Origin of the sequence: Streptomyces sp. M92 (assembly GCF_028473745.1) — a bacterium.
Classification (GTDB): Bacteria; Actinomycetota; Actinomycetes; order Streptomycetales; family Streptomycetaceae; genus Streptomyces.
Genome location: NZ_CP101137.1, coordinates 5749094 through 5763379 on the forward strand (window position 1 = coordinate 5749094; position 14286 = coordinate 5763379).

At 67.3% G+C, this 14286-nt stretch carries 11 protein-coding genes and 6 pseudogenes; 7 read left to right on the forward strand and 10 right to left on the reverse strand.

Going from position 1 to position 14286, the window contains the following annotated elements; translation table 11 throughout:
- The first annotated feature begins 24 nt into the window (after window positions 1–24).
- The 4 genes from M6G08_RS26070 to M6G08_RS26085 all read left to right on the forward strand — a co-directional run bounded on the left by M6G08_RS26070 (window position 25) and on the right by M6G08_RS26085 (window position 2280).
- Window positions 25–786 carry an alpha/beta fold hydrolase gene (locus tag M6G08_RS26070; protein ID WP_272589571.1) on the forward strand — a complete coding sequence of 254 codons (762 nt, stop codon included), beginning with the start codon at window positions 25–27 and terminating at the stop codon, window positions 784–786.
- A gap of 339 nt (window positions 787–1125) precedes the next feature.
- A complete protein-coding gene (locus tag M6G08_RS26075) occupies window positions 1126–1548 on the forward strand; it encodes a PRC-barrel domain-containing protein (RefSeq protein WP_272589572.1) in 423 nt (140 codons plus the stop codon).
- A gap of 76 nt (window positions 1549–1624) precedes the next feature.
- On the forward strand, window positions 1625–1942 hold the full coding sequence (locus tag M6G08_RS26080) for a hypothetical protein (protein WP_272589573.1): 318 nt from the start codon (window positions 1625–1627) through the stop codon (window positions 1940–1942).
- 206 nt (window positions 1943–2148) lie between these two features.
- Entirely contained in the window at window positions 2149–2280 is a 132-nt protein-coding gene (locus M6G08_RS26085) for a hypothetical protein (RefSeq protein WP_272589574.1), read from the forward strand.
- Between the two features lie 69 nt (window positions 2281–2349).
- Here the strand turns inward: M6G08_RS26085 and M6G08_RS26090 are convergent.
- From M6G08_RS26090 to M6G08_RS26105, 4 genes and pseudogenes are all read right to left on the reverse strand, one after another.
- A pseudogene (locus M6G08_RS26090) lies at window positions 2350–3276 on the reverse strand (IS630 family transposase); the annotation flags it as partial.
- Window positions 3277–3377: 101 nt separating this feature from the next.
- A pseudogene (locus tag M6G08_RS26095) lies at window positions 3378–3719 on the reverse strand (transposase); the annotation flags it as partial.
- Between the two features lie 93 nt (window positions 3720–3812).
- The gene (locus M6G08_RS26100) at window positions 3813–4229 is read right to left on the reverse strand and encodes a DUF5958 family protein (protein WP_272589575.1); all 417 of its coding nucleotides are present in this window, start codon (window positions 4227–4229) and stop codon (window positions 3813–3815) included.
- Between the two features lie 78 nt (window positions 4230–4307).
- Complete coding sequence (locus tag M6G08_RS26105) at window positions 4308–5762, reverse strand: hypothetical protein (RefSeq protein ID WP_272589576.1); 1455 nt, start codon at window positions 5760–5762, stop codon at window positions 4308–4310.
- 879 nt (window positions 5763–6641) lie between these two features.
- Between M6G08_RS26105 and M6G08_RS26110 the strand changes: the two genes are divergently transcribed.
- The gene (locus M6G08_RS26110; protein WP_272589577.1) at window positions 6642–7136 is read left to right on the forward strand and encodes a MarR family winged helix-turn-helix transcriptional regulator; all 495 of its coding nucleotides are present in this window, start codon (window positions 6642–6644) and stop codon (window positions 7134–7136) included.
- Window positions 7133–7590: pseudogene (locus tag M6G08_RS26115) on the forward strand (MarR family transcriptional regulator). Before M6G08_RS26110 ends, M6G08_RS26115 begins: the two are co-directional and overlap by 4 nt.
- Window positions 7591–7620: 30 nt before the next feature.
- Here M6G08_RS26115 and M6G08_RS26120 read toward each other — a convergent pair.
- The 3 genes and pseudogenes from M6G08_RS26120 to M6G08_RS26140 form a co-directional block, all read right to left on the reverse strand.
- Window positions 7621–8624 (reverse strand): annotated as a pseudogene (locus M6G08_RS26120) (IS5 family transposase).
- A 60-nt stretch (window positions 8625–8684) separates the two neighbouring features.
- Window positions 8685–9744, reverse strand: a pseudogene (locus M6G08_RS36185) (site-specific integrase); the annotation flags it as partial.
- Window positions 9745–10470: 726 nt separating this feature from the next.
- Window positions 10471–10656: a hypothetical protein gene (locus tag M6G08_RS26140; protein WP_272589580.1), complete on the reverse strand. Its 186-nt coding sequence runs from the start codon at window positions 10654–10656 to the stop codon at window positions 10471–10473.
- Window positions 10657–10870: 214 nt separating this feature from the next.
- Here M6G08_RS26140 and M6G08_RS36100 point away from each other — a divergent pair.
- Window positions 10871–10921, forward strand: a pseudogene (locus M6G08_RS36100) (hypothetical protein); the annotation flags it as partial.
- A gap of 516 nt (window positions 10922–11437) precedes the next feature.
- Here the strand turns inward: M6G08_RS36100 and M6G08_RS26145 are convergent.
- From M6G08_RS26145 to M6G08_RS35915, 3 genes are all read right to left on the reverse strand, one after another.
- Window positions 11438–12652 carry a phospholipase D-like domain-containing protein gene (locus M6G08_RS26145; protein ID WP_272589581.1) on the reverse strand — a complete coding sequence of 405 codons (1215 nt, stop codon included), beginning with the start codon at window positions 12650–12652 and terminating at the stop codon, window positions 11438–11440.
- A gap of 219 nt (window positions 12653–12871) precedes the next feature.
- Complete coding sequence (locus M6G08_RS26150) at window positions 12872–13294, reverse strand: ATP-binding protein (protein ID WP_272589582.1); 423 nt, start codon at window positions 13292–13294, stop codon at window positions 12872–12874.
- A gap of 641 nt (window positions 13295–13935) precedes the next feature.
- A complete protein-coding gene (locus M6G08_RS35915) occupies window positions 13936–14097 on the reverse strand; it encodes a hypothetical protein (protein ID WP_336299016.1) in 162 nt (53 codons plus the stop codon).
- Window positions 14098–14286 lie beyond the last annotated feature (189 nt).

Below are 14286 nucleotides of genomic sequence, written 5' to 3' on the forward strand. Positions count from 1 at the left end.
CTGATCAACGGGTACCAGGTAGCGATGCTGCAGGCCGAGAGTCCCCACCTCCACGTTCACTACGACCGCGTGGGTTCGAAGACGGTCCGCAGTTTGGGCACGAGCAGTGGCGCCCGAGGTGACGGCCCCCTGACGGTGCTGGTGCCTGGCCTGGGGGCGCCCGGTTACCTACTGCGCACCCTGCGGGAATGCGCAAGGCGAGGGCCCGTACGTCTGCTGGACGTACCGGGCTTCGGCGGACCGGCCGACCCGGTATGCTCCGAGGCCCTCGGGCCGCTCGCCGACATGGTGGCTCGGTGGTTGGCCACCGTTCCGCAGGGCCCGGTGCTCCTCGCCGGCCACTCCACTGGCGCTCAGGCAGCGCTGCACGCAACCGTGACGGCGCCCGAGCGAGTAGAGGCTCTCGTCATGCTGGCCCCCACCTTCCCGCCGCCGCTGCGGTCGGCGCGCCCGCTGGTGGTGGCGTTCGCTCGCACAGCCCTCCATGAATCCCCCTCTGTGGTACCGACGCTACTGCCCTCTTACCTGAAGGCCGGACCGCGGCGGCTGATGAACTGCGTCCGTTCGGCCCAGGCAGACACTCCTGAAGACGCCCTGCCCGCCGTGACCTGCCCGACCACCATCGTGGCGGGGGAGCACGACGCACTGTGTCCACCGGAATGGACTCGCCTCTTGGCAGGCCGCGCCGTACGGGGACGCGCCGTGTCGGTACCGGGGGCGCACGCGTTTCCCCACCTGCGCCCGACCGCCACCGCAAAGTTACTGACCGAGGCTCGGGAAGCCTGACACCCCGCGACCCGGACATCACACGACTGCCTGCCAACCAAACGCCACCTACGGCGGCGGTCTCCGTTGGCATGCTGGTGGCAACGCCCGGACGTGTCTGCACACCTGCTGCCCGTCAGCTGGCCGGTCGTAGCCACCCTGAATGCCCGGCAGCCCACCGGGTACGCGGGCAACGTCCAGCAGCTTCGAGCAGACGAGCACGGGTGCCTGGTTGGCTGTGCGGCCCGGAGCCCGGGCACGCGCCTCACGGCATGCTCCGCCAGAGAGCAGTGCCTCAGCAGAGCAGGGTGCACTGTCTGCCGGGTGGTCCAGCGTTAATCATGACAAGGGAGATAGCAGATGGCGACCGATGGCGCTCCGATACTGGAGAAGCTCAGCGACTCCGAGCAGACGGTGGAGACCCCCGCAGAGGATGTGCGAGGCCGCAAGGTGGCTGACACCGAGGGTAACGAGATTGGCAAGATTGAAGACCTTCTGGTTGACGCTCCGCAACGCAAGGTCCGTTTCTTGCTCGTGGCCCACGGTGGATTCCTGGGCTTCGGCGAGACCAAGTCATTCGTGCCGGTGGACGCCGTCACGCACATCACCGAGGACCAGGTGTTCATCGACCAGTCGCGCGAGCGTGTGGCCGAGGCCCCCGTTTACGATCCCGAACTTACCGATGAGTCCGAGTACTACACCAACGTGTACGGCTTCTACGGTTATCCGCCGTTCTGGGGGCCCGGTTACGTCTATCCCGGCTTTCCCTTCCGTCAGGCGTAGGGGTGCGGTTTGCGGCCAGCGGATGCTCCGTTCCGTCCGGCGGGCCGCTGACGCCCATCGAGCATGGAGACAGGCCATGGACAGTCCCACTCTGTCAGCCCGAGAACAGCAGATCTGGCAGCAGATAGCAGCTGCCCTGGAACAGGATGAGCTGTTCCGCCGCCGTCTGCGGACACTGCAGGCGCATCGCCCGCGACGTGGCAGGATCGGCAGACTCATCCCCTCCTCGGGCCGCAGCCTCGCACTGCTGAGCGCCTTGTCGCTCAGCTTGACGATCGTGGCAGTCGCGCTTTCACACACGCCGCTGATCGTGGCCTTCGGCTCCGTATCGGTCGTTTCGATCACCGTCGCCCTGGTATGGCTGTGCGCCAGGCGCTGGACGGCTCATCCGTGAACCATGCCTCGGCGAGCCGACCGCAGCATCGCATAGCCGTTAGGGCCTCGCCCTGACACGCTGGGGCCGATTCACCGCAGGCAGTCGCCGAGCTCTCCTCTGCGGCGCAGCAACTCGAAGTGAGACCGCGCTCTTGTGACGATTCAGTCATCGTTGCTGCGGGTGGCCAGACCTACCCGCTCCCGGACCCCAGTGTCGTGCATGACATGGGGAAGGATCTGGCCAACCGGTTCCCGTCGCTGTCCGACGTGGCCATCGAGCGGGCCTGGGGCGGTTGGATCGGCATCAGCCCTCGCATCACTTCTGGTGTGGGCCTGACATTTGACGACAGAACCTAGTCTTCTGATTCAGGAATGCGCTTCAGATATGAGGCGAGGCGTTCGAGGATCTCGTCGGCGGGCTTCACCCATCCGCTTGTTCGTCAGCTCCGCGAACCAGCGTTCCACCAGGTTCAGCCAGGACGAACCGGTGGGGGTGAAGTGCAGGTGGAAGCGGGGATGGGCCAGCAGCCAGTGCTTGACGGCCGCAGTCTTGTGAGTGGCGTAGTTGTCCAGCACCAAGTGCACGTGCAGCCCGGCCGGCACTTCGCGGTCGAGCTTGGCCAGGAACTTCTTGAACTCTGCGGTGCGGTGCCGGCGGTGCAGGGAACCGATTACCTTCCCCGTGGCCACCTCCAGGGCAGCGAACAAGGTGGTGGTTCCCGCCCGCACGTAGTCGTGGGTGAGGCGCTGAGGGACACCTGGCATCATCGGCAACACCGGCTGGGTCCGGTTCAGGGCCTGGATCTGCGACTTCTCGTCCACGCAGAACACCAGCGCCTGCTCGGGCGGGTCCAGATATAGGCCGACGACATCGTGGGCCTTGTCGATGAAGTACGGGTCCGTGGACAGCTTGAAGGTCTCGGTGCGGTGCGGCTGGAGGCCGAAGGCCCGCCAGATACGCGACACGGTCGACTGCGACAGCCTCATCTCCTTCGCCATCGCCCGCGTCGACCAGTGCGTGGCGTTCTTCGGAGTCGACTCCAGTGTCCGGCGCAACACCACGGCGACGTGCTCATCGCTCACCGTGCGCGGTCCGCCCGGCCGCGGCAGGTCACCCAGCCCGGGCAACCGGTCGCGCACAAAGCGCGCCCGCCACTTGCCGACCGTGTGCTCCTCCGCCCCAGCCTGACGCGCCACCTCGCGATTGGTGGCGCCCGTGGCACAGGCCAGGACGATCCGGCAGCGCAGAGCCAACGCCCGCGGCGTTGATCTGCGCCGGACCAACTCCTCCAGCTGATCGCGTTCCTGAGCAGTCAGCACCAGTTCAGCCTTGGGCCGTCCCATCCGAGCCATGCACAGACCCTACTAATGAAACGAAATACCGACTCAGAAGACTAGTCTGCTCTCAGTCGCATCGCTGGCCGAAGAGGATCACCGGCTCAACCGTGCCGACGTTGGCTGTTCTCGATCCGCCCCGCAGTGCCGGTGTACTGCCGCTGCACGCCCGCCGAGGCGGCGCCCTTCTTGAGGAAGCCTGTCTCGTCGTCGACGATCAGAACGCCGTTGTCGGCGCCGAGGTGCTCTTGGACGTAGGCGCGCACATCGTCACGAAGGGCGTCGGCGTCCCAGCGGGCGATTCGCAGCAGCCGCTGCATCGGCCCGGGGCGGGCATGGCCGGCCTGCTCGGCCAGCCGCCAGCAGTTCTTCCGCTCGACGCCGGACAGCAACCCGAGCACGAACGCGCGGGCCGTGGCGCGCGGCTCAACCCGCCTGAACCTGCTCGCGATCCGGGCCATGGCCTGGTCGAACATCGCCCGCCAACGGGCGGCGTCTACGCTGTGGCCCGCGGCCACCGCACGATCTTCAGGAGTCCGCACAACCCCCGATGATCACGCGGTGGCCGTTTGGGTGCCCACTCCGGACATCAGGTGGTGCCAGGCGTGCCCGCATCCGCCAGCACAGAAGCGGAGCCGCCGCCGATCATCAGCGACGCCGAGCAGGGCGACCAGCAGCCGGAATGCCTTGACCCGCTCGTCCTGCGGAAGGTTGATGATCTTTGTCAGTTGCTCGGTGAGGCGGCCGCGTGTGACCAGCACGGCCGGGGTGTGGGTGAACCGGATGCCAGCTCTGCGGATACTCTCCGGCCCGTCCTCGCTGGTTGCGCGGGCCTGGATACAGAACCCTGCCAGGTCGCGCAGGACTTCAAACTGCTCAGCGTCGGCGAGGCCCCCGAACCAGCCGACGCCCTGGGTGAGCGGACGGATGCCTTGCGCCAACTCGTTCAGGATGACCGTGCGTCCGTCCATCCTGCCCCACCTCCACAACAAGCCTAGCTGCCTACCCCGCAAGGTCATCGAACCAGATCACGAAGTCGCACTGGAGTATTAGCGGCGTTTGGAGAGCTGCACTTCGAGGCGTCCACAGTTCACCAGCATGTCCATCAGGTGAAGGAAAGGAAGGTAGCAGAGGTCTGCGGGAATCACCCCCTCGTGGACAAAAAGAAGACTGCGGTCGAGAGGATCCTCCTCGATTTTGCCAAATGAATGAGCACTGTTCCGGTCCAAACGGATGTACATCTGGACGGCCTTGTCCCAGGAGATATTTTTCGGACCCCCTTTCCCTGGCATTCCAATCAAACCGTCGGTGGAGTAGTGACGACTTCTGCTGATGAATCCGTCCCGCACCTCTTCCACGGCTCGTGCTGCACGCTCGCACAGAGGAAGTGCCACTTCGGCGACCGGCGAAGGAAGTGTCTCGCGCAGCCCCTGCAATACTTTACGGACTTTGCCAGGATTGGTCGCATTGTCGAATGCATTCCATCGCATTCCTTCCAGACAATCGAGTGCATCGTATGCCGCGCGCAGGGCGACACTATGACTGTTCGATCGCATGGCCTCGGCCGTGTCACGGTAGAGGCGCCCCAGGCTCGCGATGAAGGCAAGGTGGCGGGTCGGCGCATAGAAGCCCTGTTCATCTTTGAAGCCCGCAGGGTCAGTGGCTATGCGGAGGAGTTCAGCGGAGCGTTGCACCCACCAGCTGAGATACGGACCCGTCATCTCAATGCTTGGGGTGATCGCATGCCCCTTTGGGTTATCGAAGCGCGCCGTTGGGAGAAGCACATCGGTGAGGCGGTTGCTTGGCCAATCCGCATCACTCAGCGCCTCGCCAAACAACCAGACACCGCATGCGAGCAAGCGGGCAGCCGCTACACCAAGCACCTTCGGAGACGCAGCGGAGAGCGCTGGAAGTACGAACGTGAGTGCACCGATAGAAACGTCCTGCGTGAGCCCTTGCGCGGCGGGGAAGAGTTTGCCGACTTCTCCACCTATGGCAGGGAGCTCCTCCTTTTGGAAGGCCAGCGAGGTGAGGATGCGTGGGAAGTGGGCCCGGCGAGGCAGGGCGGAATCGCTCAGCACAACTCGAATTTCAGAAGCTGGCCCGTCGAGGAACGTCGCCCGTTTACTCAGGAAGGTTCGCATGACACCGGCCAGTTGTTGTCCGGGAGTGAACATAAACTCGAGTTGGAACTGAGCCGCCAGTGCAGCAGGCGTCTGCTGCTGGCGGACCTTCACATGGCCAGCTTGAGTGAGGCTGGAAATCTCTATGGAGGTGTCAAGCAGTTCAGTCAGTCGCGAAAAGGACGCCGGATCTGCTGCGCTGGCGCGCTCAGAGCGCAGCAATGGTGACTGACTCCGTCGATAGTCCTCCTGCACGCACACGCGCCAACCGCCGTCCGAAGTCCGACGCGCTTCAAGACCCGCATCGTTCGCGAGCGTTCGCAGCTTCGCTGGCGGCAGCTGCGAGACCGCAAGGTTGATCCATCGACTACTGGTGGTCACGAAGACATTTTGTCTTCCTCCTTGACCTGGTCACCAGCGATTTCCTCAGATGCGCCTTCACGCGCCTGTCGCGATGTCAGGACGAGGATCAAATGACCTTCTCGTACTGCTCCTCAAGACGAGGTCGCCGATGTGGGAGTAGGTGGTCGGCATCTGTCCGACGGGCACGAGCCAGGCAAACCGGTGGAGCCCCGGGGAACCTGCCCGCTCACGCAGCCTTCCTCGGATGCATCGTCGGGTTCCCTACTGTTCGTCCAGAGTCGCGCCCGCGGAAAGTCCAGGCCCGCCGCTCCGCAACGGTCGTCACCCCGACCGCAGAACGCTCCAGCCGCCGGACGAAAGCCCAGCCCTACCCGGCAGAATCGTGTGACGTTCACGGAGCAGCTGCTGCAAGAACTCGCGGCCGCCGGCGGCCGGATCGTCAAGCCCGGCACCGGCCGTGACTCCGTGAACTGACCAACCCGCATCGCCGCCGCCCGTAGACCGGGAAGATCCCGAAAGCCAAAGAACGGTACGGCGGCTGGTGCCGCGACAGGCCCGAGATCAAGCTCGTCGACATTCCCGCCTGGCGCCTTGCCGTCCTCGCCCCCGTCCCGGCCTCCTCCTGCGACCGTCCGATCCAGTTCCAGAAGAACCGGATGGGACCCATTGCGCCAGCGACTGTTACGCCGCTTCCCAGAGACCGGCGTCCAGGATGCGCGCGGCCTTGGTGATGCTGCCGGGCATTAGGGCCTGTATTTGGTCTTGATCATGTGACGGGGCGGAGGCGGTCCCGCTGGGGGCGTTCCCTTCGTCCCGTCGCGGAGCCGAGTCGATCGCGCCGTCACATCCGCCGGAAAATAGTAGCCATGGACATAGTAGCCATGTAATCTATTCGCCATGAGCAAGGCTTCACCGGGCCCCACACCCGGCTCCCTGGTATGGCGACTCGCCAACAAGTGGCGCGTCGCGGTCGACCGCGCGGTGGCTCCGCTGGGTCTCACCCACGCGCAGTACGTATTGGTCGCGTCGCTGCACGGCATGCAGCGCGCTGGTGAGCGGCCCAGTCAGCGCCGGCTCGCCGACCACACCGGTCTGGAGGCGCTGTATGTCTCGAAGCTGGCGCGCGTCCTGGAGTCGGCCGGTCTGATCGAGCGCACCCGCGACCCCCGCGACCCGCGCGCCGTACAGCTCGCCCTCACCGAGCAAGGACAGGCTGTCACGCGGCAGGCCGTCGCGGTGGTCCAGGGACTACTCCAGCAACTGCTGGAGCCGCTCGGCGGCCTCAACGCCCCGCGGACGCGCGCGTTCACCGACGAGCTGACGGCCCTGCTCGACGTACCTCTCGCTCCATCCGTACCGAACGACCAGAGCACTCGGAGAAGAACACCATGACCACCACCGCATCCACCGCTACTGCGCCCGTCGCCGATGCCCGCGCCCTCGCCCTGGCCCACTACGCCGCCCGCAGCGTCCTGGAGCACGTCCTGGCCCGGTACGCGCCACGTTCCAGCAGCAGGTCGCCCTGCGCGCCGCCATCACCACCGAGACCCCGCAGACGTCGGACGATCTCATCACCCAGGTCCAGGGCTCCCTCAAGGCCGATCCGGCCGACATCCGCGCCACTCTCGACGAACTGCTGGCCAAGCAGCTGCTCATCGCGGACGGCGCGCACCTTCGCCCGACGGACGCGGGGCGCGAGCTGCTCACCGCCACCGGCGCGGAGACCGCCCCCATCTCCGCCCGCATCTGGGGCGGGATACCCGCCGAGGATCTGACCGCCGCCGGCCGCGTCCTCGCCCTGGTCACCGAGCGCGCCAACGCGGAGCTTGCGGCGCTGACCGCCTGACCTCGCGACCGGTCCCGTAACTAGCTGTGATCACAGGCTGGTTCGGGTGAGGTCGTTGATCCAGATCATGCAGGCGCGGAGATGCAGGCCGGCGAGGTAGCTCTGCGGGGTCTTGTCGTAGCGGGTGGCGATGCCGCGCCAGGCTTTCAGCTTGTTGATCAGTCGCTCGACAGTGTTCCTCGCCTTGTAGAGGTCGGTGTCGTGGCCGACGGGCCGACCGCCTCTGCTGCCCTTCCTCTTCCGGTTGGCGGCCTGGTCCTCTTTCTCCGGGATGACCGCCTTGATCTGGCGTCTTCGCAGGTAGGCGCGGTTGCCGCGGGACGAGTACGCCTTGTCCCCGGCGACCGCGTCGGGCCGGGTGCGGGGACGGCCGACCGGGCCGCGGACCCGTACCTTCTTCAGCACGGCGATGAACTGCGGGCTGTCGGCCGCCTGCCCGGCGGTCAGGACGAGCGCCAGCGGGCGGCACTTGCGGTCGGCGGCGACGTGAATCTTGCTGGTCTGCCCGCCGCGCGAGCGCCCGAGCAGGGCGGCCTTCAGTCGGAGTCGGTGTCGACGCCGTTGGCGGCGTCGCTCGTCCCGGGCGGTGTCACTGTCGGTGGATCGCCCGTCTTGTCCTTGCTCATAGCCCCCTTTGACCGGGCCTTCCCCTCCTCGGCGGCAGCCTCCTCCAGGACGGTGAGCACGTCCTCGCCGAGTTGCATCCCGGCGGCATCGTGGTGGGCGCGGGCGGTGGTGGAGTCCACGCTGACCAGCGACAAGTCCACCTCGCCCCGCTTCGCAGCCTCGACTATCAGGCCCTCCAGCAGGGCCTCGAAGACACCGACATCCCGCCACCGACGAAAACGGTTGTGGACGGTCTGCCAGGCGCCGAACTCGGTCGGCATCTCCCGCCACTGCCCGCCCGTCTTAAACCGCCAAATCACGCCCTCGAACTGCTGCCGCAGCCGCTCGGGATACGGACCGAACCTACCGATCGGCAAGTACGGCTCGATGAACTCCCATGCGTCATCAGTCAGATGCGCCTGCGTCATGCACGACGATCTACCAGATCGTGGTACAAGGCGCCAGCACCCCCGCAGCTGATCACAACCAGAGACAGGCCCTAGGTGCCGGTAGGTGCGGTACGTTTCCTCGATTGACTTGTGTCCCATCCACTCGGCCACGTCCGTGATCGGTATGCCGTTGCCGAGTGCATTGGACGCGAAGTAGTGCCGGAAGCCGTACATCCCCATCCCGTCCATCAGCGGCAGCTCGTCGAAGAGCGCATGGACGCGCCGGCGCTCCATCGGCTCGGTGAAGTATCCACTCGGCCCTCGCAGCAGATAGCCATCCCGCGTAGTGCCGTGCTTCTCCTCATATCGTTCGATTGCCTCCCGCACCGAGCGTGGCAGCGGCACCTCCCGGAACTCCCCCACCTTGCGGTGCTTGAGCTTGGCCGGCCGGTGCGTGTTGGAGTGGATCTGCTCATGGACCCGGTACACGTCGTCGGCCACCACGTTGTTGACGTTTACCGCCCGGGCCTCACCGTTGCGCAGCCCGCACCCCGCCATCATCAGATCTCCATCGCGAGATCGTCACCCGCGACCGCCAGCGCCTGCTTCACATACTCCAGGGACGGAATGACCACCCTCTCCCGGACGTACTCCGGCTCCTGCACCCCCTTCACCGGATCGTCCGCCATCGCCCCCTTGTCAAAGGCGTCCCGCAGGATCGTCTTCAGGATGCGGAATATGTAACCTGGTTCCCTCGGCCGACACCGTCCGCCTCCAATGCATCCAGGAAACGCTCCACCACGAGTGGCGTGACGGTATTCAGCTTCCGCGAACCCAGGCGCGGGACGATGTGCACGTTGAGGGAGCTACCAACGTGCTCGCCCGTGGAGTACTCGGTCATCTTCCGCTGCCGGGACCGCCACTCCTTCGCATACTCCGCCACCGTCTTCTGCCCCAGCTCGCGACGCGCCTCTGCCACAGACGGCGCCGTGCGCTTCGTCTCCGTATAGATCTGCGTCAGGCGCTCGATCGCATCGTCCTGCGTATCGAAGCCGCCCTCCTCGGACTGCTTTCCCAGCCCGTTCCGGAAACGGATCGTGTACGGATGCGGACACCGGGACGGCCGGGCACAGCCGCAGTCTTTGAATAACGACCCCATCCCCCGGGCGAGCTGACGAGCCAAGAGACGCAACCTCCAAACGAGAGCCGGACATCCGCGCCCAGGCCCCGCCACGGCGGCCGTCAGGTCAGCAAGTCAGGACGCTCCCGCGCCCGATGCTGACCATTTGCTGACCTGAGCGGCTCTATCATGCCTCTGACCTGCACAAATGTTCAGATAGTAGATCTTGACTTGAACATGTCGTACGCCGTGGGCCCTCCGTCGAGCAGTGGGTCGCCGGCTGCGCCGTCTCGATCTCGCCCGCGGTCGGCCGGTCGATCAGCATCGGGATGCGGCGCCGCCCGTGCATCTGCGCGCCGCGACGGTGAGCCTCTTACTGATCACGGCGCCGAGCGGGAACTTGTCGACGGCGCCCGCGGAGACGATGCTTCGCGAGACGGTGTAGGCCGTCGCGATGGGGGTGGTCACCGACGCCTTGACAGGTGCTCAGGTCCTGGCCCGGGGCAGCGCCATGCGGCAGTCCGTCCCGACCGAAAGGCGACCGTGCCCCCGGCGCCCCATGACCAGGCGCGGGGGCGGGCGGCACCGCCCGCGGCGACTGGCCGGTCGTATCGCCTCTGCGGTCGGGTGAGAGGGCGCGCAGACACTCCCCGAGTGGAGCTTTCGGCCACAGCTCACGGTCGCCGGAGTGCGCCGGTGCGCAAGCCCGGCGCCGATGTCTGCCGTCTGCCGTCGGCCGGAACAGGGCAAGCCGGCAGTCCAGGCCTACAGGGTGCTGGGCGGCGTCTTCGGCTCGAACACGTTCTGCGGCGCACTCGGCGGGTTGGCGGCTGCCTGGGGCAGTACCTGTGCCAGATCGCGGTGTATCCGGTCGGCTTCGCCGCGGACCTGGACGGGAATGTCGCCGCGTTCGGCGACGAGGCGGTCGTAGACGGGAGTCTGCTGGAACACGGTGGGGCTGCTTCCCTTCAGCGGGCGGTTCGCCGGACTTGAGCAGCCTACGGGTCCGGCCCCGCGGACGGTCCCACCGGGCCGCTCGAGGGTTGCGGGATGGCAGGGGCCGTAACCGCCTGGGGGCTACGGCCGGGACCGTAACCCTCAGGCGCCGTCTCCGTGCGTTCACTCGGTGTGCCCCGGGGGGCGCGCCCAGCCCACCGTCTGCTTGGTGCCTCTCTCCTGTCGCGGTGTCCCGCTCGACGGGGCAGAGCACACGCTCGTCGGCACCAGGGAGCACGGGGTGTCGGGACGGCGCTGGCCCCACGACGGCTGTCATGACCTGGTGCCGGTCGCCCAGTTGCTGGCTCTGATCGAGGGCCGGGCCCAGGCCCATGACCAGGACTCCAGCGACACCCCCGACGCGGAGGTCACCTGCTCCGGCACAGCTGACGGCCCCTCCCCCCTCGGCCTTCACCGCCACTGCCGTCGACGCCCGGGAGGGCACTGTGCTGTCCGCGCGGACGGTTGGCCCCTCCGCCTGCACCGGGCGTCGCGCCCCGGACGACGCGTCTGTGGTCCCGCCGGAGGTGACTGGCCACGTGGCCGGTGCCTGGCTCATGCCGGACGGCCGCCGCGCGCGGGGGCTGTTCGTTGTCCTGCACAGCGGTGGACACGCAGCCGCGGCTGGGTCCAGCTCTTGGCTGGGTCCAGCCAAGAGCTGGGAGCCGACCCTGCGCCCGATTCACGACACCGAGCGCCGCTGACCTGGACGGAGCCGATCAGCGCCGGTGGATTGTCACAGGTAGCGGCGAATGGGCTGGACAGCGTACTCGCGGGCGCGTTGGAGCAGGGAGCGTCTCTTCCAGCGGCCCCCACTCATGGATCGGCTTTCCGCCATGTCGGCGTCGAAGTGGGAGTCGAGGGTCGCGGTGAACCCTTCGTCCAGGACGGCGAGCATGACTTCCTCGTCATGGGCGAGCGAGCGCCGATTGAAGTTGGTCGAGCCGACGAGAGCCGCCGTGCGGTCCACGGTGATGACCTTGGCGTGCATCATCGTCGGCTGGTACTGGTGGAGTTTCACCCCGCACGCGAGCAGATCCTCGTAATGATGCTGCCCGGCCAGCTGGCAGACCCGCTTGTCGGTGTGCGGGCCGGGCAGCAGGATCTCCACCTCCACGCCCCGTCGTGCGGCGGCGCACAGCAGCTCGACGAAGTAGGTGTCCGGGGAGAAGTAGGCGGTGGCCAGCCGGAAGCGCTCCTCGGCCGACTCGATCATGACCCGGATCAGGGTCTGCATGTCCTGCCAGCCGAAACTGGCCGAGCCGCGCACCACCTGCACCACGGCGTCGCCCTGCGGGCGATGGCCGGTGAACCGGTCACGATCGTCGAAGAGCTCGTCGTGGCACTCGGCCCAGTTCTGCGCGAACGCCGCCGCGATGCCGTCCACGGCCGGACCGCGCACCTGCACATGAGTGTCCCGCCACTCACGCGGATTGCGGGCGTCCCCACACCACTCCTCGGCGATGCCGACGCCGCCGGTGAACGCCACCTGCTCGTCCACGACCAGCACCTTGCGGTGGCAGCGGTGGTTCTGCTTGAGGGGCGACAGATACAGCGGCTTGCGGAACCAGGCCACCTGTACGCCTGCCCGGTCCATCTCCTCCAGCAGGTCCTTGTCGATCAGCCGGCTGCCGAAACCGTCCAGCAGCAGCCGCACCCTGACCCCGTCCCGGGCCCGTTGCGCCAGTGCGTGCGCGAACTCGCGGGCTATGGCGCCCTTCCAGTAGACGAAGGTCATCATGTCCACCGTGTGCTCGGCGGAGCGGATGGTGTCGAGCATGGCCGGGAAGATCTCGTCGCCGTTACGGAGGGCGACCAGCGCGTTCCCTTCGGTGGCCGCGATGCCGATCAGACGCTCCAGACGGCGCCGTACGCGTGCCGCCCGCTCACCGACGGCCCTGCCTCCCCGCGTGCCGTCCGCGGTATCCGGTATGTACTGGATGGCGGTCATTCCTCTCCTTCCGTGCCCGACGAGAGGCGGAAGCACCTGCCGGGACAGGCCGTCACCGGCTCGGGCCCCCGTCGTGCCCGGCGGCTTCAGCCGGAGGAACCCGATGGCGTGGGCCGCGGCCGACGACCTACGGCACTTCCGGCAGCCGCCGCCGGGGATGGTTCACCCGCTGGCGACCGACCGTTCTCGGCGTGTGCTCACTTTCCTCCAGTGCCCATGTCAGTCGAAGTCGGCCGAGGTGGCTGACGGACAGAAACAGGCAGTCACCGACTTGCCGTGAGGGCACGGACGCACTTCCCAGGCATCGGCCAGAGAGTCGACGAGGAACATGCCGCGTCCGCCGAGACGGTCACGGCTGGGCTCGCGTGGACTGGGCAGGGCGACACTGTCGTCGTGCACGGTGATGTGCAGGCACTGACCGTCCCAGGCCAGCACGAGACGAGCGGTGGAGTGCGCGTGGATGTGCGCGTTGGTGACCAGTTCGGAGACGGTAAGCAGGACGTCGTCCACCGTCCGCGAGAGGCTGTCCGACCAGCCGAGGGCCTTCAGATGCTCGCGTGCCCAGTCGCGTGCCGCCTTCGGCTCGGTATCCACGGGCAGCGAGCGCGCCCAGCCCACCGCCCGCACTGACGACTCGTCCACTGTCGATCCTCCCTGCCCGCGCTCGCCAAGCACAGACGACTGCCACACCTTCGTACCGGGTCCTACTGCCACGCCTTCCCCCATTCGGCAGCGGCATGGCCGACCCAAGGCCCACGCGTGCCTTCTTCTCCTCGGTGAGGAAATGGACTCCGCCTTGAGCGCCTGTGCGTCAGGCGGGGCCCGGCACGCCGCTCACACGGTGTGCACCTCCAGGGGGTACACACGGTGGACGCCCCAGCACCCTCGGTCCGAGCCGGCTTGACGCACGTGTGGTCCCCTGCGAGGTGCGACGGCCCCTCAGCCGCGGTAAGGGAATGCAGTAGTTCCGTGCGCTGCCCCGGCAGGAACACGGAGGTCCCCCCGCAGGCGTGGGGGACGGCGCAGCCAGCTCTCGGAGCCACTGCGACGTCGGCGGTGGACTGCTCGCGTCGACGACGGCCGCCACGTCCCTCCGACACGGTGTCCACCCGCACGTGCGGCCCCCCTTGCCTCGGACGTGCCCGGCCTCCGGTGAGGGGCGGTCGGGACGGTGGCACTGAACGCGCGTCACCCGGCGGTCGCAGCGCGCCTCCTTGCGCACACGCTCCAGCAGGGCCTCCGGCAGTACGGCCGTGCCGCATTCCAGCGAGTACAAGGGCGTGTCAGGACTGCTGAGGGAGGAGCATGAAGCTGTGGTTGAAGGACGGAGCCGGGCGTGAGGCGGGGTTCTCCAGCGTGCGGATCAGGTCGATGGTCCGTACTTCCAGACCGGCGTGCTCGGTGCGGAAGCGGAACATCGACCCGTCGCCGGACCGCTGAAGCACAAGGGCCCAGCCCACTCGTCACGCACCGGGTCCAGCGCGGAGCACAGGATGGCGGCTGCGGAGGTGTCCCAGCGGGCTCGGGGAACGCCGAACGACCGGTTCACGCGCCGGGGCGCACGGGCGTAGTCGGCAGGCCGCACACGGATGCTGTTGGCATGGAACCAGGTGCGGCTCGCAGGATTTCCCCAG